We start from the raw sequence: 19,618 nt of genomic DNA, 5'->3' as shown, positions 1-19,618 counted from the left end.
TCAGGCGCGCGTTTCGCCGGTGCGCAGCGGTCGATAGGTGAGCGCGAGGCAGACCAGCAGGATCGCCGCCAGGATCAGCGACGAGCCGATCGTGCCGAAGCCGAGGCCGCCATGGTCGGCGGGTTTGGTCAGCAGGTCGCCGAAGGTGGCGCCGAACGGGCGCGTCAGCACGAATGCGATCCAGAACAGCAGCACGCGGTCGATGCGGGTCAGGTACGCCGCGGCGGCGGTCAGCGCGATCGCGCCGCCGACGAGCGCGGCACCGCCGAGGAAGCCGAGTCCGGAATCGTCGGCGAGGAAATCGCCGAGCGCGGTGCCGAGCGTGTTGGAAACCAGGATCGCCAGCCAGTAGAACAGCTCGGCGCGGCGCGTGCGGATCGCGTCGACGGACAAGCTGCCCTCGACGAGCCGCCACACCACCAGCACGACGGCGAGGCCGGCGACGAGGATCGCAGCGCCGCGCATGTAGCCGAGGCCGAGCGTGCGGTCCATGAAATCCGACATCGTCGTGCCGGCGGTGCTGGTCGACACGATCACCGCCCAGTACAACAGCGGATGGAAGCGGCGGGCGGCGAGCTGCGCCGTCAGCGTGGCGAAGAAGAAGCCGAGCAGGAGCACCGAGCTCAGCGCGTAGCCGATGTTCAAGGTCATCGACAGCAGGTCGCCGGCGGTTTCGCCGAGCGTGGTCGCGCAGATCTTCATGATCCAGAAGGCGAGGGTGATCTTGGCGACTTTGTCGGCGGGCATGCTCGTGGGTTCGCTTCGTTCGCGCGGTCGTGCATGGTGGCGCCGTCGGCTTAGGCGAGCCTTAAGGGAGCCTCGAAACTTTCGACGGCGCGACAGGAACGAGGGGATCCTCGAGAAGGGGCGGGCCCGGGTGCGTATTCGACGTCGCGCGCCGCCGGAATGCCGTTTCTTCCAGCACGCCGGAGCGACCCTTCGTGATAGCGTTCGGCCTGGTCCGGAAAGGAGACGCGGGATGAGCGAACGTCACGAGCGCAGCGAAGGAAGCCTGTGGTTCTCGGTCGATCGCGCGCGCCTGGACGTCGACCTGATCCACGCGTTCCTCAGCGAGGAGTCGTACTGGGTGCGCGGCATCCACCGCGAGCTGGTCGAGCGCAGCATCGCCAACTCGATCTGCTTCGGCGTCTACGAGGACGGGCGCCAGCTCGGCTTCGCGCGCATCGTCACCGACGGCGTCGGCTTCGCGTATCTCGCCGACGTGTTCGTCGTGCCGGCGGCGCGCGGACGCGGGCTCGGCAAGCGGCTGGTCGAGTTCGTCATGGCGCATCCGGATCTGCAGCGCATCCGCCGCTTCCTGCTCGCCACGCAGGATGCGCACGGCCTGTACGCGCAATACGGCTTCGCGCCGCTGGCCGCGCCGGAGCGGTTCATGGAACGCTTCGACGCCGACGCGCTGTCACGTTGAGCGGTGCTCCCGGCGGCGCGCCGCGACGCCGCTTCGGTGAAAAAGCGTATCGAAAGGCTCGCGTAAGCATCCGCGCGTAGCGTCCTTCTCGCGCGGGCCGCGGTGGCCCGCCGCGTCGATCCCCAGCATACGAGGAGCCTGTCATGGGTTTGATCTGGACCATCCTGATCGGATTCGTCGTCGGTCTGTTGGCGAAGTTCGTCACGCACGGACCGGGGCCGAAAGGTTTCTTCCTGACCGCAGCGCTCGGCATCGCCGGCTCGCTGCTCGCGACCTTCATCGGCCGCGCCCTGCACTGGTACGCGGCCGGACAATCGGCCGGCTTCATCGGCGCCTTCGTCGGCGCACTGGTGCTGCTGTTCATCTATCACATGGCGATCAAGGGCCGCGGCCCGGCCGCCTAGGAGCACGACGATGGCATTGCTCGAAGACATCCTGAACCGTTATCTCGGCGGCGCCGCGGGCGCGAATTCGGCGGCCGAGGATTTCAGCCACGTCGCGCAGAACGTGCCGCCCGACGTGCTGAGCAAGGGCATCGGCGCCGCGTTCGGCTCCAACGCCACGCCGGACGTCGGCCAGATGGTCGCGCAGACGTTCGCCAACGCGACGCCGGAGCAGCGCGCGGCACTGCTCAATCATCTCGCCGAGATGCTCGGCCCGAACGCCGGCGCCGTGCTCGGCGGCCTGCTCGGCCAGGGCGGCGCAGTCGGCAGCGTCACGGCGGACCAGGCGCAGCAGGTCGATCCACAGCAGGTGCAGGTCGCCGTCACGCAGGCGCAGCGGCACGATCCGGGCATCGTCGACGGACTCAGCGACTTCTACGCGCAGCACTCCGGCCTGATCAAGACGCTCGGCGGCGCCGCGTTGACGATCGCGCTGGCGAAGATCTCGCAGCACATGAAGACGGCTTGACGCATTCCGTCTCGTCGCGCGCGGGTCGGCATGGGGGGCTGAAAAAAGCATTTCTCTCGCAGAGGCGCAGAGGGCGCAGAGAAGAAAACCGGCAGAAAAGCTTTTCTCAGCGTCCTCTGCGTCTCTGCGAGAAATCGTCTTGCTTGAAGCCTTTCGCCGAACTCCATGCGCCTCCGCGAGAAATCCTTCTCGCAGAGGCCGCCGCGCTCAAGCAGGCGGCGTCTGTTCGTCCGGCGTCCGTTTCAGCAGCGCCGACAGCACCGGCGGCGTGACGATCGAGGTCAGCAGCGACATCGCGACGATGACCGCGTAGGTCTGGTTGGTGAACACGCCGGCGGCGAGGCCGAGGCTGGCGATGACGACGCCGACCTCGCCGCGCGGCACCATGCCGACGCCGACGATCAGCGCGCTGCGGCGGCCGAGCGCGAGCGCGCCGAGGAAGCCGCCGATCAGCTTCGAGACGATCGCGATGACAGTCACGACCAGCAGCGTCCACAGCGCCGCGCCGCTGGCGAACACGCCGAGGTCGATCTTGGCGCCGGTGATGACGAAGAAGAACGGCGTCAGCAGCGCCAGCAGCGGCTGCATCTGGTGCTCCAGCTCCTCGCGCTGGTGCATCTCCGAGGCGATCATGCCGGCGAGGAACGCGCCGATGATCGCGGCCAGGCCGAACTCGGTCGACAGGTAGGCCAGGCCGAGGCAGATCGCCAGCGCGATCGTCAGCGGCGACAGCGGATTGATCGGCCGGTCGAGCCAGTGCGCGCGCTTGCGCATCACGCGCGTGCCGACCCAGCCGATGACCGCGACGAAGCCGACCGCCTGCGCCAGCACCAGCAGCAGGCCGACGACGTTGACGCCGGCGTCGCCCTGCAGCGAGGTGACCACGCCGAGCAGCAGCATGGCGAGGATGTCGTCGATGACCGCGGCGCCGAGGATCACGCGGCTCTCGATGCGCGTCAGCACGCCGAGCTCCTGCAGCACGCGCGCGGTGATGCCGGCCGAGGTCGCCACGAAGGCGGCGGCGACGAACATCGACTTGGTCCATTCGAAGCCGCTGCCGTGCGCCCACAGCGCGCCCAGCGCGAACGGCACGATCACGCCGAGCACGCCGACCAGGAAGGCGCTCTTGCCGACCTTCTTCAGGTCGTCCAGCCGCGTTTCCAGGCCGACCGAGAACAGCAGTAGCACCACGCCGATCTCGGCCAGCACGTCGAGAGGCGTGCCGCCGGCGATCTGCTCGGCGCTGACCAGGCCGAGCGCGGCCGGGCCGATCGCGCAACCGGCGACGATCTCGCCGACCACGCCGGGCAGCTTCAGCCGCTGCGCGAGTTCGGCGCCGATCTGCGCGGCGACGAAGATGGCGAACAGGGCGAGCAGGATGTCGGCGCCGTGGTGCATGCTGGATTCCTTCTTGAATGACGAATCAGGCCGCGCGCCCGGGGTGCGGCTGTCTGGCGTCGAACGCGCGCTGCGCGGCTTGCACCGATTCGATGTTGCGCTCGGACCAGTCGATCAGCGCGCCGAGCGAACTGGCCAACGTGGCGCCGAGCGGCGTGATCGCGTACTCGACCGTGACCGGCACCGTCGCGAAGGCGGTGCGGCTGACCAGCCCGTCGCGTTCGAGGCGCTTGAGCGTCTGCGACAGCACCTTCTGCGACAGGCCTTCGATCGTGCGCAGCAGCGCGTTGAAGCGCCACGGATGCTCGCTGAGCAGGCCGAGCACGAGCACGGTCCACTTGTCGGCGATGCGGTCGAGCACCATCCGCGTCGGGCATTCCGCGGCGTAGGCGTCCCAGGGTGGCGAGGCGTTCATCGGGTGGTTTCTCCGAGGTAACCAAGTGGCGTCGCGGTGCGTTCTTCACGTCGCCGCATCGGGCTCCTATAGTTTCCGACGGAGCCCAGATGACTTTCGGATACTACCAAGCTTCACCGGTATTGCCAGGATCGCCGCGACGCGCGGCGACGCCGGCTCCGCAGTCGGGCAGCAGATTCGCCATGGAGAAGCAGAAATGAACATCGCCCTCGTCGGCGCTTCCGGCAACGCCGGTTCGCGCATCCTCAAGGAACTGTCAGACCGCGGCCACGCGGTCACCGCGATCGCGCGCCAGCCGGAGAAGATCGCCGCGCTTCCCGGCGTCACCGCGAAAGCCGGCGACGTGTTCGACCAGGCCGGCCTGACCGCGCTGCTGCGCGGGCACGACGTCGTCGTCAGCGCGGTGCACTTCGTCGCCAGCGATCCGTGCATTCTGATCGACGCGGTGAAGGCGGCCGGCGCGAAGCGCTATCTCGTCGTCGGTGGCGCCGGCAGCCTCGAAGTCGCGCCGGGCGTGCCGCTGGTGACGACGCCGGAGTTTCCGGAGGCCTACAAACCCGAAGCACTTGCCGGCGGTCGCTTCCTCGACCTGCTGCGTGCGGAGAAGGAACTCGACTGGACCTTCCTGTCGCCGTCGGCCTCGTTCGAGCCCGGCCGGCGCACCGGCACGTTCCGTCTCGGCGGCGACCGGTTGCTGGTCGGCGAGCAGGGCAGCCGCATTTCGTTCGAGGACTACGCGATCGCCCTGGTCGACGAGATCGAGAAGCCGGCGCATCACCGGCAACGCTTCACGGTCGGCTACTGAGGGCACGCCGTTGAACGCGCCATTCGCCGATCTGCCCGTCACGCCGCGCCTGCCGGCACTGTTCGTCGGCCACGGCAGCCCGATGAACGCGATCGAGGACAACGCCTGGAGCCGCAGCTGGCGCGATCTCGGCGAGCGGCTGCCGACGCCGCAGGCGATCCTGTGCGTGTCCGCGCACTGGATGACGCGCGGCGCGACGCTGGTGCACGTCGGCGAGCATCCGCGCACGATCCACGACTTCGGCGGCTTCCCGGCCGCGCTGTATGCGCAGCAGTATCCGGCGCCGGGCGCGCCGGACGTCGCCGCGGCGGCGGGCGGGCTGGCCTCGTTGCAGCCCGATCTGCAATGGGGCCTCGACCACGGCGCCTGGTCGGTGCTGATGCATCTGTTTCCGCAGGCCGACGTGCCGGTGTTCCAGCTCTCGCTCGACCTGGCCAAATCGCCGCAGGCGCAGTTCGAACTCGCGCGCGACCTCAAATCCCTACGCGAACGCGGCGTGCTCCTCGTCGGCAGCGGCAACCTGGTGCACAACCTGCGCCGGATGCAGCCGGGCGGACAGCCCTACGAGTGGGCCGAGGAGTTCGACGCGCGCATGACCGCCGCGATTGAGCGGCGCGACTACGCGGCCGTGATCGAGGCGGAGAAGCTCGGCGAACTCATGCGGCTCGCGCATCCGACGACCGAGCACTTCCTGCCGCTCCTGTACGCGCTCGGCGTCGCGGATGCGGCGGACGAGCTGCGCTGGTTCAACCAGGGCTTCGACCTCGGCTCGATCTCGATGCGCTCGTTCGTGCTCTCGTAAGAGGCTGCGCGGGTGTCGCCGGTTTCGCGGGTGTGGGGGATGCGAAGAAGCGTTCTCGCAGAGGCGCAGGGACGCAGAGGGAGAAGCTCTTCTTCCCACGTCCCGCGTGCATGGCTTCTCGATGCAGGGTCACGGCCTCGGGAGGCGGCGTGCAATCGTCGGTCGGCGCGATCGTTCGCATGGTCCTCATTGGACGCCCGCGTTCGGGCATGACGTCGAGCTGCACCCGGGTGCATTGCTTCTGACAAAGGCGAACAGCGCTTCTCGCCGAAGCGCGAGACATCGAGGAAAGCACTCTTTCTCCGCGCCTCTGCGTCTCTGCGAGAAATCTTTCTGTGACACCGCTCGCCCGCCGCCGATCCGGTTGCGTTTTCACCGGGCCGCGTCGATGCTAGGCGCCGAAGCGGCGGTGCGTATCCGGCGCACGGGGAGATCCCATGATCGATGCGGAGCGCGGCACGCGCGAGGCCATGTCCAAGGTCGACACGGCATGGCTGCGCATGGAACGGCCGACCAACCGCATGATGATCACCGGCGTGCTGATGTTCACCGGCTCGCTCGATCCGGCCCGCTTCAAGCGGCTGCTGCTCGAACGCTTCCTCGCCTTTCGCCGCTTCCGCCAGCGCGTCGCCGCCGGCGTCAACGGCGCCTGGTGGGAAACCGACACCGAATTCGACATCGACTGGCACGTGCGCGTCGCCGCGCTGCCGGGCGCCGGCGGCAAGGCGGAGCTGGAAGCCTTCGTCAGCGATCTGGCCTCGACCTCGCTGGACCGCTCAAAGCCGCTGTGGCAGTTCCACGTCGTCGAGAACTACACCGCGCCCGACGGCGGCCGCGGCAGCGTGCTGGTCGCGCGCATCCATCACTGCTACGCCGACGGCCTCGCGCTGGTGCAGGTGCTGCTGTCGCTGACCGACACGGCGCCGCGGCCGGAAGCGCACGCGGAACTGGCCAGGACCTGGCTCAAGCGCGATCGCGGCACCGTGCTCGAACGCCTGCTCGAACCGATGCAGGGCGGCCTGCAGAAAGTGTTCACGGTCGGCGAGAAGACCTGGGGCAAGGTCGCGCAGATGCTGTCCGACCCCGGCGTCGCCGCCGAGATCGCGCACGAAGGCAGCGAAATCACGCGCGAGCTGGGCATCGCGCTGACCTTGTCCGACGATCCGCAGACCGCGCTGAAGGGCAAGCTCGGCGTGACCAAGCGCGTCGCCTGGGCCGAGCCGCTGCCGCTGGACGAGGTCAAGGTGCTCGGCAAGGCGCTCGGCTGCACGGTCAACGACGTGCTGCTCGCCTGCGCCGCCGGCGCGATCCGCGGCTACCTGCGCGATCTCGGCGAGGACGTCGACGGCCTGACCATCCGCGCCACGGTGCCGGTCAACCTGCGTCCGCTCGAGCACGCCAAGAAGCTCGGCAATCATTTCGGGCTGGTCTTCCTCGATCTGCCGATCGGCGAGCCGAATCCGCTGCGCCGGCTCGAACGCGTCGCCGCCTGCATGCGCGAGCTGAAGGGACGGCGCCAGGCGATCGTCGCGTTCGGCCTGCTCGCCGCACTCGGCATGGGGCCGGCCGCGCTGCAGCAGCCGGCGCTGGAACTGTTCAGCCGCAAGGCGACCGCGGTCGCGACCAACGTGCCCGGCCCGCAGCAGCCGCTGTACCTGGCCGGCGCCGAGGTGCGCGAGCTGATGTTCTGGGTGCCGCAGACCGGCTCGATCGGGCTCGGCCTGTCGATCCTCAGCTACAACGGCCGCGTGCATTTCGGCGTGATCGGCGACCACAAGCGCGTCAGGGATCCGGACGCGATCGTGCAGCGCTTCGACGCCGAGTTCGAGAAGCTGATGCTGATCGCGCTGATGGAAGACTGGAGCGAGGACTTCGGCGCGGCGGACGCGGCGGCGACGCTGGCGCGCTTCGTCGCTTAGCCGGCCGTCAACGGCGAGGCATGGAAAGCGTTTCTCGCAGAGCCGCAGAGAACGCAGAGAAAGGCTTCTTGTCGATGCTTTCCTCTGCGTTCTCTGCGGCTCTGCGAGAGAGCTCTTTCGCCGGGCTCCCCCGTGTTGCGAGCGATCAGCGCAGCACCATCAAGCGCCGCTCGGTCATGTCCTCGATCGCGTAGCGGATGCCTTCGCGGCCGAGGCCGGAGCGTTTCACGCCGCCGTAGGGCATGTTGTCGACGCGGAAGCTGGGCACGTCGTTGACGATCACGCCGCCGGCCTCGATCTCGTCCCAGGCGCGCATCGCATGGGCGAGGTCGTTGGTGAAGATGCCGGCCTGCAGGCCGTAGTCGGACGCGTTGACCGCGGCGATCGCCTCGTCGAGCGTTTCGAACTTCGCCAGCACGGTGACCGGGCCGAACGCCTCGAGCGCATTGATCTTCGCGTCGCCCGGCACTTCTTCGAGCACCGTCGCTTCGAGCATGTTGCCGTCGCGGCCGCCGCCGCACAGGAGCTTGGCGCCGGCTTGCCGCGCCTCGGCGACCCATTGCTCCAGACGCTTGGCCGAGGCCTCGTCGATGACCGGGCCGAGGAAGGTGTCGCGCTGCTTCGGATCGCCGGCCTTCAGCGCCCGGGTCGCGGCCACGAAGCGCTCGCGCAGCTCCTCGTACAGCGAGACGTGCGCGAACACGCGCTGCACCTTGATGCAGCTCTGGCCGGACTGGTAGTACGCGCCGAAGATCAGGCGCTCGATGACGTGCTCGAGCATGCCGCGCTGGTCGGCATCGACGATGCAGGCCGCGTTGCCGCCGAGTTCGAGCACGACTTTCTTGCGCCCGGCCTTGGCCTTGAGATCCCAGCCGATCTGCCCGCCGGTGAACGACAGCAGCTTCAGGCGTTCGTCGGACACGAACGGATCGGCATCCTCGATGCGGCAGGGCAGGACCGAGAACGCGCCTTCCGGCAGGTCGGTCTCAGCCAGGATCTCGCCGATGATCAGCGCGCCGATCGGCGTCTTCTCCGACGGCTTGAGCACGAACGGGCAGCCCGTGGCGATCGCCGGCGCCACCTTGTGCGCGACCAGGTTGAGCGGAAAGTTGAACGGCGTGATGAACGAACACGCGCCGATCGGCACGCGCTGCACGAAGCCGCGGTAGCCCTCGGCGCGCTTGGAGATCTCGAGGTTCAGCACCTCGCCGTCGAGGCGCACGGCTTCTTCGGCGGCGACGCGGAACGTGTCGATCAGCCGCGTCACCTCACCCTCGGCGTCCTTGATCGGCTTGCCGGCCTCGACGCAGAGCGCGAGCGCGAGTTCGTCGAAGCGTTCGCGGAAGCGCGCCATGCAGTGCTCGAGCACCGCCTGGCGCGCGTACGGCGGCAGCTGACGCATCGGCCGGGCGGCTGCGGCCGCGGCGGCGATCGCGCGTTCGATCGCCTCGGCGTCGGCGAGCGCGACGCGCGTGGCGACCGCGCCGGAATACTTGTCGAGAACCGCCAGCTCCGTGTTCGGCTGGTGCGCGTGGTTCGCCAGGAAATACGGGTAGGTTTTCGCGAGCATGGCCGTCGATGGTGGTGGTGGCTCCCCGCCGGGACAGCGTAACCGAATCCCGCGCCGCCGCGAAAAGAAAACCGCTCCGGTCGTGCGCGCGGGTTCAGCTGGGCGAGGCGCCGGCGAACCGGCTCGCCTCGATCGGCTACTCGTCGACGACGCGCAGCGCGATCTCGCCGTCGGCGAGCCGCGCGCGCACGGCGCCGTTCGGCTCGACCTGCGCGGCCGAGCGCACGACGCGGCCTGATTCGCGTTCGAACAGGATCGCGTAGCCGCGCTCCAGGGTCGCCAGCGGACTGACCGCGTGCAGCGTGCGCGCCAGTTCGGTCAGGCGCGCGCGACGGCGTTCCAGGCTGCGTCGCATGCCGGTGCGCAGGCGTTCGATCCGGCTGCGCGCGGCGTCGGCGTCGCGTGCGAGCCGCGCCGACGGATGTTGCGCGAGCAGACGCAGCCGCAACTGCGCGAGCCGCGCGCGGCGTCGTTCGCCGCCGCCGCGCTCGCGCTCGAACAGGCGCCGCTGCAACGACGACAACCGTTCGCGCGCGCGCGCCAGCCGCGCCTGCGGATGCTGCGCGTTGATTCGCGCCAGCAGGTGATCGAGCCGCTGCGTGCGCGTTTCGAGCGTGCGGCGCATGCGCTGGCGCAGTTGCGCGTGCTCGCGCTCGAGCGTGCGCGCGAGCGCCTGCGCATCCGGTACCAGCAGCTCGGCGGCGGCCGATGGCGTCGGCGCGCGCAGGTCGGCGGCGAAGTCGGCGATGGTGAAGTCGATCTCGTGGCCGATCGCGCTGACCACCGGGATCGCGCTGGCGCGGATCGCGCGCGCGACGCTCTCGTCGTTGAACGCCCACAGGTCTTCCAGCGAACCGCCGCCGCGCGTCAGCAGCAGCACGTCGTGGCGGCGCGCCTGCGAGGCGGCGGCGAGCATCGCGACGATCGCCGGCGGCGCCTCCTTGCCCTGCACCGGCACCGGCAGGATCTCGACCTCGGCCAGCGGAAAGCGCCGCGCGATCACGCTGAGCACGTCGCGTATCGCCGCGCCCGTCGGCGAGGTGATCACGCCGATGCGCCGCGGCAGCGGCGGAATCGGCCGCTTGCCCGCGGCGTCGAACAACCCTTCGGCGGCGAGCTTCGCCTTCAGCTGCTCGAACGCGCGCTGCAATGCGCCTTCGCCCGCTTCCTCCAGCGATTCGACGATCAACTGGAACTCGCCGCGTGCCTCGTACAGGCTGACCCGTGCACGCGCCGTCACGCGCAGGCCGTCGCCCGGCTTGAAGCGCAGCCAGGTGCTGCGCGGCCGGAACATCGCGCAGCGCACCTGCGCGCCCGAATCTTTCAGCGTGAAATACAGATGGCCGGAGGCCGGACGCGAGAAGTTCGAGATCTCGCCTTCGATCCAGATCAGCGGCAGCGTGTCCTCGAGCAGGTCGCGCACGAAGCGCGTCAGCGCGGACGGCGTGTAGACCTCGCGTTCGCGCGCGGGCATTTCGTCGCTGGGGTCGTCGATCCGTGGCATCGGCGTATTGGAGCACAGGCGCGCTCGATGAATGAGAAGTTCTCGTGAGCGCCGGCGCGGAGCGCGAAGACGAGCGCGCCGCCTCCGCGACGGGCGAATGCTTCCGGTGCTAGCGCTTCTTCCGACGCATCGCGGCGTACTGCGCGACCAGGCTCGCGCCGAGCCAGATGCCGAGCGCCGCCAGCGGCCAGGCGATCGCGCGCGGCCAGACGACGGCGATCGCGGCCGCGCCGAGCAGCAGGGCGGCCGCGAACAGCAACGGACCCGATTCGGCGCGACCGAGCGTGCGCCGGTTCGCGATCGCGGCGCCGACCGTGTTGGCCAGGCGCAGCGCGCCGGCGGCGGCGCGGGCGGTGCTGCCGCCTTGCGAGCCGCGCGGCAGGTCGGCCGGCTCGGCGGCCTTGCGCGATCCGCGCGGCGGGTCGGCCGATTCCGCGGCCTTGCGCGCGCTGCGCGGCATCTTCAGCACGATCTCGGTCGAATTGCCGAGGTCGGCCAGGTATTGCGCTTCCATGCGTCGCGCGAACGCCTCGTCCTCGACCGCGACGTCGATCTCGCAATTGCCGATCCAGCTGGCGACGTTCAGATTGCTCGAGCCGACGCGCGCCCAGCGGCTGTCGGCGACTGCGGTCTTCGCGTGCAGCATCGAACCCTTCCACTCGAACACGCGCACGCCGGCTTCGAGCAGCGGGCGGTAGCCGGCGCGCGACAGCGCGGCGACCGCCGGCACGTCGCTGCTGCCCGGTACCAGCAGGCGCACGTCGACGCCGTCGCGCGCGGCGGCGACCAGGGCCTGCACGTAGGGCGCGACGCCGACGAAGTAGGCGTCGGTCAGCCACAGGTTGGTGCGCGCCATGCCGGCGATCAGCTGATCCAGGCGGTACAGGCCGGCGGTGTTCGGCACCGTGGCGACGACGCGCAGGTCGACGGTGCCGGCGGGCAGGCAGAGGGTGCTGCGCGCGACCGTCTCGTCCGGCAGCGCCGTGCCGAGCTGGGCCCAGCTTTCGGCGAACGCGCGCGCCAGGTCGGCCACGGCCGGGCCGCGCACCGCGACCGCGGTGTCGCGCCACGGATCGATGCCGCGCGCGGGATCGCCGAGCCACTTCGCGCTGACGCACACGCCGCCGAGGAAGCCGACCTCGCCGTCGACCACCAGCAGCTTGCGGTGATCGCGCGAGAGCCAGCCGAACGGGCTGGCGAAGCGCGGCGGGTTGTAGACGCGCACCTCGCCGCCGGCGTCGAGCAGCGGCTTCCAGAACGACTTGCGCGACTGACCGAGGCAGCCCATCCAGTCGCGCAGCACGAATACGCGCACGCCGGCCCGCACGCGCTCGACCAGCGCGTCGCGGAAGGCGCGGCCGATCTCGTCGTCGCGGAAGATGTAGTTCTCGAACAGCACGGTGTTGCGCGCGGCGCGGATCGCCGCGAGCCAGGCGTCGAAGGTCGCGCGCATGTCGATCATCAGCTCGACCGCGTTGCCGTCGACCAGCGGCGCGCCGGCGGCGCGGCTGAACGCCTGCTCGGCGAGCAGGCGCAGGCTGGAGGGTTTGGTGTGAGGCGAAGGCGGCGCGGCGGACATCGGTGCAGTGTAGCGGCAGGTTGCGGCTCTATACTCCGTCACGAACTGGAGGGGCGCGTGTGAGCGAAGCCTATCTGCGACTCGGCGCGGCGCTGCCGCCGCGCAAGACGCCGGGGACGGATGCATTCAGGACCGAGCCGCGCGCGCTGCGCGCCTGGCTCGACGCCTTGCCGCTGGCGAACGTCGGCGCCGCCGCGGCGAACGTGCTGCACGGCCTGCGCCGGTTCAACGGCCAGCGCGTCGACGCGATGCCGCGGCTCGACGCGCTCGAAGCGCTGCGGCCGACCGTGCTGCAACTGGCCGCCGCGGTGGATCAGCAGATCGTCGGCGCGAGCTTTCCGCTGCCGGACGCGAAGGCCGAGCTCGGCGAGGTCGCGCTGGCGTTCCAGCACGAACTCGCGCTCGGCTATCGCATCGCCCTGGTCGAGCTGTGCGCGCCGGCCGGCGCGGTCGGCTTCCTGCGCGGCAAGCCCGTCGCGCTCGCCGCGCTGCGCGCCGCGCAGCACGGCCACGAGCATCTGCTGCGCGCGTACCGGCTGTATCGCGCGCCGCCGCAGGGCGCCTGGCAGGCCCTGCACGACGTGCACCGCTTCGCCGCGACGGCGCGGCTCGACGATCGCGAGGTCGACGGCTCGACCTCGCGCGCGATCTACTTCGAGGCGCTGCTGCTGGCCTTGATGAATCCCTACCGGCACACGCAGCGCGGCCAGGCCGAGGCGGCCGCGTTCGCGCGCCTGCTGGCGCCGTACGCCGAGCTGCGCGAGCGCGGCGGCGTGCGCGACATCCTCGTGCAGAGCGGTCCCGATCGCGGCCCCGGCTACGTCGCCGAGGAGCGCGCGGACGCGACGGCCGGCGCGTCGATGCTGCACCTGGATCGCGTGCTCGCCTTCGTCGAGGAGCAGTTCGCGCGCGCGCCGGCCGGTGCGCTGGCGACGCCGTTCCGCCAGCGCGGCGGCACCGCGCTGACGCTCGACAACGAACTGGCGCGCCGCTTCGTCGCCGATCTGGGCGCGCACGCCGCGCGCGGCCACGAGCGGCTCGGCGGCGGCTATCGCCTCGACAGCGTGCTCGGTCTGCACGATCTCCACTACATGCTGGCCGGCGAGGACTTCGGCCGCTTCCTGCAGCGCACCGGCGGCGAGTCCGCCGAAGCGGAGCACGGCCAGCGCGGATCGTCCGCCGCGCGCGCGACGCGCGTGCCGGTGCGCGTGCTCGACCAGAGCCTCGGCGGCTACCGCCTGCTGTGGGATCGCAGCGCCAGGCAGAACGCACGCGTGCGCGTCGGCGAGCCGGTCGGGCTGGCGCTGCCGGAGAGCGAGCCGGACGCGACGCAGGATTGGCTGGTCGGCGTGGTGCGCTGGATCCGCATCGACGAACACGGCGCGGTCGACGCCGGCATCGAGCTGCTGGCGCGGCGCGCCTTGCCGGTGGGCATTCGCCCGCTCGAACGGGATCGCGAACGCGCGCCGCTGCGCGGCGTGCTGCTCGCGCCGCTGCAGGGTGGTGTCGCGGCCGGCTACGGCGCGCTGCTGGCCTCGACGGAATTCGCCGGCGACACGGGCGAATTCGAGCTGCTGCGGCCGGACGACGAGCAAGGCGCGCCGGAGCCGGCGCGCGTCGAGCGCATGGCCGGCCTGGCGCTGGTCGAGGACACCGGCGTCTGTCGCCGCTTCGCTTTGTCGGCGCACGCGCCGGAAGCCGTCGACGACGGCGTGTCGGAGCCGCTGGACGCCTGAATCCGGTATTGCCCGGCCCTGTCCGATCGCGCAAACGAAAACGGCGCCGGGACGAATCCCGGCGCCGTCGTTCGCGGATCGCGACGCGTCGCTTACTGCTGCAGCGCGGCGGCGGTCGGATCGTCCAGCTGGCCGGTCACCGGCAGGCCGCGGATCTGCTGGAACTTGCGCAGCGCGCCGGAGGTGCCCGGACCGGAAATGCCGTCCGGCTTGCCGTTGTAGAGACCCAGGTCCTTCAGGCGACGCTGCGCGTCGATCAGCGACATGCCGGGTGCGCCGGCGCTGCTGGCGCCGTCGACCTTCAGCTCGCCGCCGGTGCCGAGGCCGCCGTTCACGCGCTGCGGCGCGTAGGAGCGCAGCGCCTGCACCATCTGGTTGTAGGAATCCATGAACGCGCTGGCGATGACCTTGCCCTGCGGGGTCTTGGCGTAGGCGCCCGCACCGGCCGCCGCGGCGCCGCCGGCGAGCACGCCGCCGAAGCCGAAGTCGGTGTTGCGCGCGCTGCCCTGCGCGGCCGAGACCTGCACGCCCGAACGCGTGTCGGTCAGCATCAGCACGGTCGAGGCTTCCGAGGTCTTCATGCTGCCGGCGACGGCGCCGGCCAGCGGGTGGAACGCGCCGGCGATCGCGCCGAGGCCGCCGCCGCCGGTTTCCTGCGAGAACTGGATCGTCGGGGTGATGATGTAGTCCGCCGCGACCATCTGGCCGCCGCCCATGTTGCTGCGGTTGCGCAGCTCGCCCGACTTGGCGAGGTCGCGCTCGGCCATCATCGAACCCATCGCGCGGCCGCGGTCGACGATCACGAAGCAGTTGCTCTGCTGGATCATCAGGCGCAGCAGCGGGGTGGTCGCCGGCAGCTGGTACTGCGAGGTCAGGATCACGTACCACTGCTGCGAGGTGTCTTCCTCGACCGCGGCGGTGCCGAGCGGGCGATCGCAATGCTCGAGCTGGGTGCTGCGGTTGACCGAGGACGAGCCGCCGGCGGCGCCCGTCACCGGATTGTTCTTGCCGCCGCCCATCTGCGGCCCGGTGGCGCAGCCGGCCAGCAGCGTGGCGATGCCGAACGCGCAGGCGATCTTCACGGAATTCATGTGCTTCTCCATTGCTTGCTCCAGTAGAGGGGTACGCCGGCGGCGGACAGACGTACGGCCGGCGCGGCGAAATCGCCGCATCGCGTGCCAGATGTGCCTGGAAAGAAAAAAGACCCGCCCCCGCGGCGCGCGACTATAGCAGACCGCCGCGGCGGGCCGCAGGTCGCGCCCGCTGCGTAAGGGGCCGACTCTAGGCCGGAAACGGGGGCGTGTCGGCACGGGCCGATAACGGCTCGGTAACGAATCGGTAATTTCGCCGGGGCGGCCCGCGCGCGGGCGGTGCGGCGGCCGGATGCGCCGCTGGCGTCCGTATAATGCGCGTCCAGCTGTGCGCCGCGTAGGCGCGCCCTGTCCCGGACGACCCACGAGCTTCGCGCCGCACAGGCGCGTCTACCCGCAGATGACCCATTCCAGTGAAAGCGCAGCGTTGAAGCGGCGCGCCAGCGTACCGGTGCGTATCGGGCCGACCACGGTCGGCGGAGCGGTACCGATCGTGGTGCAGTCGATGACCAACACCGACACCGCCGACGTCGCCGGCACCGCCAAACAGGTGGCCGAACTCGCCCGGGCCGGTTCCGAGCTGGTGCGCATCACCGTGAACACGCCGGAGGCCGCCGCGGCGGTGCCGCGCATCCGCGAGCGGCTCGACATGATGGGCGTGGCCGCGCCGCTGATCGGCGACTTCCACTACAACGGCCACCAGTTGCTGGAGCGCGAACCGGCCTGTGCCGAGGCGCTGGCGAAATACCGCATCAATCCCGGCAACGTCGGCTTCGGCAAGAAGAAGGACACCCAGTTCGCCGCGATCGTCGAGACCGCACTGCGATACGACAAGCCGGTGCGCATCGGCGCCAACTGGGGCTCGCTCGACCAGTCGATGGTCGCCGCGCTGATGGACGAGAACCACACACGCGCCGAGCCCTGGGACGCCGCGCGCGTCGGCCGCGAGGCGCTGATCCGCTCCGCGCTCGACTCCGCCGCGCGCGCCGAGGAACTCGGCCTGCCGCGCGCGCGCATCGTGCTGTCGTGCAAGGTCTCCGGCGTGCAGGAGCTGATCGCGGTCTACCGCGACCTCGCCGCGCGCTGCGACTACGCGCTGCATCTCGGCCTGACCGAGGCCGGCATGGGCTCGAAAGGCATCGTCGCCTCCAGCGCTGCGCTGGCCGTGCTGCTGCAGGAAGGCATCGGCGACACCATCCGCATCTCGCTGACGCCGGAGCCCGGCGAATCGCGCACGCGCGAGGTGATCGTCGCGCAGGAACTGCTGCAGACGATGGGCCTGCGCGCGTTCACGCCGCTGGTCACCGCCTGTCCGGGTTGCGGGCGCACCACCAGCACGCTGTTCCAGGAGCTGGCCAAGACCGTGCAGGACCACGTGCGCGCGAAGATGCCCGAGTGGCGGCTGAAGTACGACGGCGTGGAGAACCTCACGCTGGCGGTGATGGGCTGCGTGGTCAACGGCCCGGGCGAATCCAAGCACGCCGACATCGGCATCTCGCTGCCCGGTACCGGCGAGGCGCCTGCGGCGCCGGTGTTCATCGACGGGCAGAAGGCGATGACCTTGCGCGGCGACAACATCGCGCACGAGTTCGTCGGCATCGTCGAGGACTATGTCGCGCGACGCTACGCCGCGCGCGCCTCGGCCTGACTCGGGGCCGTTGTGGCCATTCCGTAAGGTTTCCGGCGCAGGCTGCGCGGATCGAAGGAGCGATCCGACATGCCGGCGATACCGATCGACCAAAAGCAGCCGTGGTGGGATCCGCGCTCGGCGCGCGCCTGGGCGACGTTCGCGTTCGCGCTGCTGCTCGTGCTGCGCGTGGTGCGCGCGTTCACCCTCGCGCCCGACACGGACGAGGCGCAGCACCTGCACGTGGTCTGGGCCTGGACGCAGGGCCTGGTGGTCTATCGCGACGTGTTCGACAACCACACGCCGCTGTTCCACCTGCTGTGCGCGCCGCTGCTGATGCTGCTCGGCGAGCGCGCCGACGTCGTCCTGTGGGCGCGGCTGGCGATGATCCCGTTGTACTTCGGCGCGCTGTACGCGACCTGGCGCATCGGCCGCGACCTGTGGTCCTCGCGTGTGGGCGTCTACGCGGCCCTGCTCGCCGGCGCGACGCCGGTGTTCTTCAACACCTCCGCACAGTTCCGTACCGACGACCTGTGGATGCTGCTCTGGTTGTGCACGGTCGCCGCGGCGCTGGTGCGCCCGTTTACCACCCTGCGCGCGTTCCTGGTCGGCGTCTTGGCCGGCGCGACGTTCTGCGTGTCGGCGAAGACGACGCTGCTGCTCGGGACTGCGCTGCTCGCCGTGGCCACCGTCTTCGTCCTCGATCGACGGCGGCTCGCGCTGCGGCCGAAGCTTTGGGCCGAGTGCGCGGCGGCCGGTCTCGCCGGCGCCTTGCTGATTCCGGCCGCCTTCGCCGTGTATTTCATTGCGCACGACGCCTGGCGCCAGGCGCTCTACGCGATCTTCGAGCACAACGTGGTCGCGGATCTCGGCCGCTGGAAACACGGCGCCTGGTACTTCTGGCTGTTTCCGGTCGGCTACGCGCTGGCGATCGCTGCCGCGCGGCACTGGCGATCGCGCGCCAAGCCGTCGCGCTGGCGACGGGGCAGCGTCGTGCTGCTGTCGGCGATCGGCTACCTGCTCGCGCTGTTCGCGTACTGGCCGCTGTTCACGCACCAGGACCTGCTGCCCGTGCTGCCGCTGATCGCGCTGCTGCCGGCGGCGCTGCTGGCGGAGGGCGGCGGGCACCGCGCCGCGCCGATGCGCTTCGCATTGCGATATGTGCCGCTGGCGCTCGCGTTCGGCGCGCTGGCGATCGGGGTTCTGGGCAGCCCGGATCGCTATGCGCCGTCGAAGGACGAACTCGCGCGGATCCTGTCCCTGAGCCGGCCCGGCGAGTACGTGATGGATCCGAAGGGCGAGTCGATCTTCCGTCGACGGCCGTTCTTCTGGGTGATCGAGCGGGTCACCGAGCAGCGCCTGCGCGACGGCTCGATCCGCGACGATCTTCCCCAACGCCTGGAGGCGACCTCGACCGCGCTGCTGGTGGACGACCATCTGCCCGCTGCGGACCGCGCCTTCGTCGAGGCGAACTACCTCTCGCTCGACGGCTGGCTGCGCATCGCCGGCCGCCATCTGGGACCGCTCGCGGCGGGGAAGGGCGTCGACTTCGACGTCGCGATCGCCAGCGACTACCGCTTCGTCGATCGCCACGGCGGCGTGCCGGGGTGGCTCGACGGCGACCGTTTCGTCGACGGCCCGGTGCACCTGGCGGCCGGCGGGCACCGGTTCGCGCCGCTCGCCGCGGGCGACGTCGCGCTGGTCTGGGCGCCGGCTCTGGAACGCGGCGTGTCGCTACAGTCGCTGCTGTCGACGGTCGAGCGCGGAGCGACCGCCTCGCGCTAGGGTGGATCGCCGCCGCGCGGCTGCGGCACACTGGGCGACCGTTCGCTGCGCCGGTTCGCGGCGGCGTCCATTCCCTTCCGCGGACCTGCCCGATGTCTTCTCGAACGCGCTCCTCGATTCTCGTCGCCGGCTCCGCGAACCTCGATTTCGTGGTGCGCGCACCGCACGTGCCGGCGCCGGGCGAGACGGTCCTCGGCGGCGAGTTCCGCACGTTCCCGGGCGGCAAGGGCGCCAACCAAGCCGCCGCCTGCGCGCGTGCCGGCGGCGCGGCGACGCGCATGCTGCTGGCGCTCGGCGAGGATGCGTTCGCCGAGCCGATCGAGGACTCGCTGCGTTCCGCCGGCGTCGAGCTGGACATCCGCCGGCAACGCGAGCAGCCGACCGGCACGGCCTTCATCTGCGTCTCCGACCGAGGCGAGAACGCGATCACCGTCGCGCCCGGCGCGAACTCGGCGCTGCGGCCGCAGGACCTGCCGTCGCTGGACGGTGTCGGCCACCTGCTGCTGCAACTGGAAACGCCGCTCGCCAGCGTCGCCGCCTACGCGCGCGCGGCGCGCGCGGCCGGCGTGCGCGTCGTGTTGAACGCAGCGCCGGCGCAGGCGCTGCCGGCGGAGCTGCTGGCCGACGTCGACGTGCTGATCGTCAACGAAGGCGAACTCGCCGCGCTGGCCGGCGCGGAGGCGGCGATCGAAGCGAATCTCGCGCGCATCGGCGTGCCCTGGGTCATCGTCACGCTGGGCGAGCGCGGCTGCCTGGCGCGCATCGGTACGGAAATGCTGGAGCAGCCGGCGTTCCCGGTCGAGGTCGTCGACACCACCGGCGCCGGCGACACGTTCTGCGGCGCCTTGGTCGCCGCGCTCGCGCGCGGCGCGGAGGTGCCATGCGCGTTGCGCGAGGCCTGCGCCGCCTCGGCGCTGGCCTGCACGCGGTTGGGCGCGCAGGCCAGCATCCCGCGGCGGGAAGAAGTCGAGGCGTTCCTGGGTCAGGCCGGGATCGACGAGGATCGGTGAGAAGCGCGGCCGGCGATGGCCGCGGGCGGACTCACC

17 protein-coding genes are annotated in these 19,618 nt (G+C 70.8%); 10 read left to right on the top strand and 7 right to left on the bottom strand.

Features of this window, described 5'->3' with window-relative positions; genetic code table 11:
- A complete protein-coding gene (locus J7520_RS08770; protein ID WP_291186842.1) occupies window positions 1–747 on the bottom strand; it encodes a hypothetical protein in 747 nt (248 codons plus the stop codon).
- A 232-nt stretch (window positions 748–979) separates the two neighbouring features.
- Between J7520_RS08770 and J7520_RS08765 the strand changes: the two genes are divergently transcribed.
- The 3 genes from J7520_RS08765 to J7520_RS08755 all read left to right on the top strand — a co-directional run bounded on the left by J7520_RS08765 (window position 980) and on the right by J7520_RS08755 (window position 2,341).
- Window positions 980–1,429 (top strand): GNAT family N-acetyltransferase, encoded by a 450-nt coding sequence (locus J7520_RS08765; RefSeq protein ID WP_291186839.1) that lies wholly within the window; start codon window positions 980–982, stop codon window positions 1,427–1,429.
- Between the two features lie 143 nt (window positions 1,430–1,572).
- Window positions 1,573–1,833 (top strand): GlsB/YeaQ/YmgE family stress response membrane protein, encoded by a 261-nt coding sequence (locus tag J7520_RS08760; RefSeq protein ID WP_291186837.1) that lies wholly within the window; start codon window positions 1,573–1,575, stop codon window positions 1,831–1,833.
- Between the two features lie 10 nt (window positions 1,834–1,843).
- On the top strand, window positions 1,844–2,341 hold the full coding sequence (locus J7520_RS08755) for a hypothetical protein (protein ID WP_291186835.1): 498 nt from the start codon (window positions 1,844–1,846) through the stop codon (window positions 2,339–2,341).
- 207 nt (window positions 2,342–2,548) lie between these two features.
- Here the strand turns inward: J7520_RS08755 and J7520_RS08750 are convergent, their stop codons facing one another.
- A complete protein-coding gene (locus J7520_RS08750; protein WP_291186833.1) occupies window positions 2,549–3,739 on the bottom strand; it encodes a cation:proton antiporter in 1,191 nt (396 codons plus the stop codon).
- A 25-nt stretch (window positions 3,740–3,764) separates the two neighbouring features.
- Entirely contained in the window at window positions 3,765–4,154 is a 390-nt protein-coding gene (locus J7520_RS08745; protein WP_291186830.1) for a helix-turn-helix domain-containing protein, read from the bottom strand.
- A 196-nt stretch (window positions 4,155–4,350) separates the two neighbouring features.
- On the opposite strand from J7520_RS08745, the gene J7520_RS08740 reads away from it, so the two are divergent.
- The 3 genes from J7520_RS08740 (at window position 4,351) to J7520_RS08730 (ending at window position 7,680) form a co-directional block, all read left to right on the top strand.
- Window positions 4,351–4,959: an NAD(P)-dependent oxidoreductase gene (locus J7520_RS08740; protein WP_291186828.1), complete on the top strand. Its 609-nt coding sequence runs from the start codon at window positions 4,351–4,353 to the stop codon at window positions 4,957–4,959.
- Between the two features lie 10 nt (window positions 4,960–4,969).
- Window positions 4,970–5,761, top strand: coding sequence for a 4,5-DOPA dioxygenase extradiol (gene ygiD, locus J7520_RS08735; protein WP_291186825.1), 792 nt, complete (start codon window positions 4,970–4,972; stop codon window positions 5,759–5,761).
- A gap of 437 nt (window positions 5,762–6,198) precedes the next feature.
- The gene (locus J7520_RS08730) at window positions 6,199–7,680 is read left to right on the top strand and encodes a wax ester/triacylglycerol synthase family O-acyltransferase (protein ID WP_291186823.1); all 1,482 of its coding nucleotides are present in this window, start codon (window positions 6,199–6,201) and stop codon (window positions 7,678–7,680) included.
- 145 nt (window positions 7,681–7,825) lie between these two features.
- Here the strand turns inward: J7520_RS08730 and J7520_RS08725 are convergent, their stop codons facing one another.
- From J7520_RS08725 to J7520_RS08715, 3 genes are all read right to left on the bottom strand, one after another.
- Entirely contained in the window at window positions 7,826–9,250 is a 1,425-nt protein-coding gene (locus J7520_RS08725) for an aldehyde dehydrogenase family protein (protein WP_291186820.1), read from the bottom strand.
- A 136-nt stretch (window positions 9,251–9,386) separates the two neighbouring features.
- Entirely contained in the window at window positions 9,387–10,754 is a 1,368-nt protein-coding gene (gene xseA / locus J7520_RS08720; RefSeq protein WP_291186818.1) for an exodeoxyribonuclease VII large subunit, read from the bottom strand.
- Window positions 10,755–10,863: 109 nt separating this feature from the next.
- On the bottom strand, window positions 10,864–12,333 hold the full coding sequence (locus J7520_RS08715; protein ID WP_291186815.1) for a phospholipase D-like domain-containing protein: 1,470 nt from the start codon (window positions 12,331–12,333) through the stop codon (window positions 10,864–10,866).
- 59 nt (window positions 12,334–12,392) lie between these two features.
- Between J7520_RS08715 and J7520_RS08710 the strand changes: the two genes are divergently transcribed.
- Window positions 12,393–14,069: a hypothetical protein gene (locus J7520_RS08710; protein WP_291186812.1), complete on the top strand. Its 1,677-nt coding sequence runs from the start codon at window positions 12,393–12,395 to the stop codon at window positions 14,067–14,069.
- 92 nt (window positions 14,070–14,161) lie between these two features.
- Here the strand turns inward: J7520_RS08710 and J7520_RS08705 are convergent, their stop codons facing one another.
- Window positions 14,162–15,160, bottom strand: a complete 999-nt coding sequence (locus tag J7520_RS08705; RefSeq protein WP_291186809.1) for a peptidoglycan-binding domain-containing protein — start codon at window positions 15,158–15,160, stop codon at window positions 14,162–14,164.
- 400 nt (window positions 15,161–15,560) lie between these two features.
- On the opposite strand from J7520_RS08705, the gene ispG reads away from it, so the two are divergent.
- The 3 genes from ispG to J7520_RS08690 all read left to right on the top strand — a co-directional run bounded on the left by ispG (window position 15,561) and on the right by J7520_RS08690 (window position 19,582).
- Window positions 15,561–16,808, top strand: coding sequence for a flavodoxin-dependent (E)-4-hydroxy-3-methylbut-2-enyl-diphosphate synthase (gene ispG, locus J7520_RS08700; protein ID WP_291186806.1), 1,248 nt, complete (start codon window positions 15,561–15,563; stop codon window positions 16,806–16,808).
- 69 nt (window positions 16,809–16,877) lie between these two features.
- Window positions 16,878–18,572 (top strand): glycosyltransferase family 39 protein, encoded by a 1,695-nt coding sequence (locus tag J7520_RS08695; protein WP_291186803.1) that lies wholly within the window; start codon window positions 16,878–16,880, stop codon window positions 18,570–18,572.
- A 92-nt stretch (window positions 18,573–18,664) separates the two neighbouring features.
- Window positions 18,665–19,582 (top strand): ribokinase, encoded by a 918-nt coding sequence (locus J7520_RS08690; protein WP_291186800.1) that lies wholly within the window; start codon window positions 18,665–18,667, stop codon window positions 19,580–19,582.
- Window positions 19,583–19,618 lie beyond the last annotated feature (36 nt).

It is taken from the genome of Dokdonella sp., from assembly GCF_017744955.1.
In the GTDB taxonomy this organism is placed as follows: domain Bacteria; phylum Pseudomonadota; class Gammaproteobacteria; order Xanthomonadales; family Rhodanobacteraceae; genus Dokdonella_A.
This window is presented reverse-complemented; position numbering and strand designations above follow the sequence as displayed.

Coding starts and splice junctions, on each gene's coding strand:
- J7520_RS08760 (WP_291186837.1), top strand. CDS start 1,573: ATGGGTTTGATCTGGACCATCCTGATCGGATTCGTCGTCGGTCTGTTG.
- J7520_RS08715 (WP_291186815.1), bottom strand. CDS start 12,333: ATGTCCGCCGCGCCGCCTTCGCCTCACACCAAACCCTCCAGCCTGCGC.
- J7520_RS08730 (WP_291186823.1), top strand. CDS start 6,199: ATGATCGATGCGGAGCGCGGCACGCGCGAGGCCATGTCCAAGGTCGAC.
- ispG (WP_291186806.1), top strand. CDS start 15,561: ATGACCCATTCCAGTGAAAGCGCAGCGTTGAAGCGGCGCGCCAGCGTA.
- J7520_RS08765 (WP_291186839.1), top strand. CDS start 980: ATGAGCGAACGTCACGAGCGCAGCGAAGGAAGCCTGTGGTTCTCGGTC.
- J7520_RS08755 (WP_291186835.1), top strand. CDS start 1,844: ATGGCATTGCTCGAAGACATCCTGAACCGTTATCTCGGCGGCGCCGCG.
- xseA (WP_291186818.1), bottom strand. CDS start 10,754: ATGCCACGGATCGACGACCCCAGCGACGAAATGCCCGCGCGCGAACGC.
- J7520_RS08770 (WP_291186842.1), bottom strand. CDS start 747: ATGCCCGCCGACAAAGTCGCCAAGATCACCCTCGCCTTCTGGATCATG.
- J7520_RS08740 (WP_291186828.1), top strand. CDS start 4,351: ATGAACATCGCCCTCGTCGGCGCTTCCGGCAACGCCGGTTCGCGCATC.
- J7520_RS08690 (WP_291186800.1), top strand. CDS start 18,665: ATGTCTTCTCGAACGCGCTCCTCGATTCTCGTCGCCGGCTCCGCGAAC.
- J7520_RS08695 (WP_291186803.1), top strand. CDS start 16,878: ATGCCGGCGATACCGATCGACCAAAAGCAGCCGTGGTGGGATCCGCGC.
- J7520_RS08725 (WP_291186820.1), bottom strand. CDS start 9,250: ATGCTCGCGAAAACCTACCCGTATTTCCTGGCGAACCACGCGCACCAG.
- J7520_RS08705 (WP_291186809.1), bottom strand. CDS start 15,160: ATGAATTCCGTGAAGATCGCCTGCGCGTTCGGCATCGCCACGCTGCTG.
- J7520_RS08750 (WP_291186833.1), bottom strand. CDS start 3,739: ATGCACCACGGCGCCGACATCCTGCTCGCCCTGTTCGCCATCTTCGTC.
- J7520_RS08745 (WP_291186830.1), bottom strand. CDS start 4,154: ATGAACGCCTCGCCACCCTGGGACGCCTACGCCGCGGAATGCCCGACG.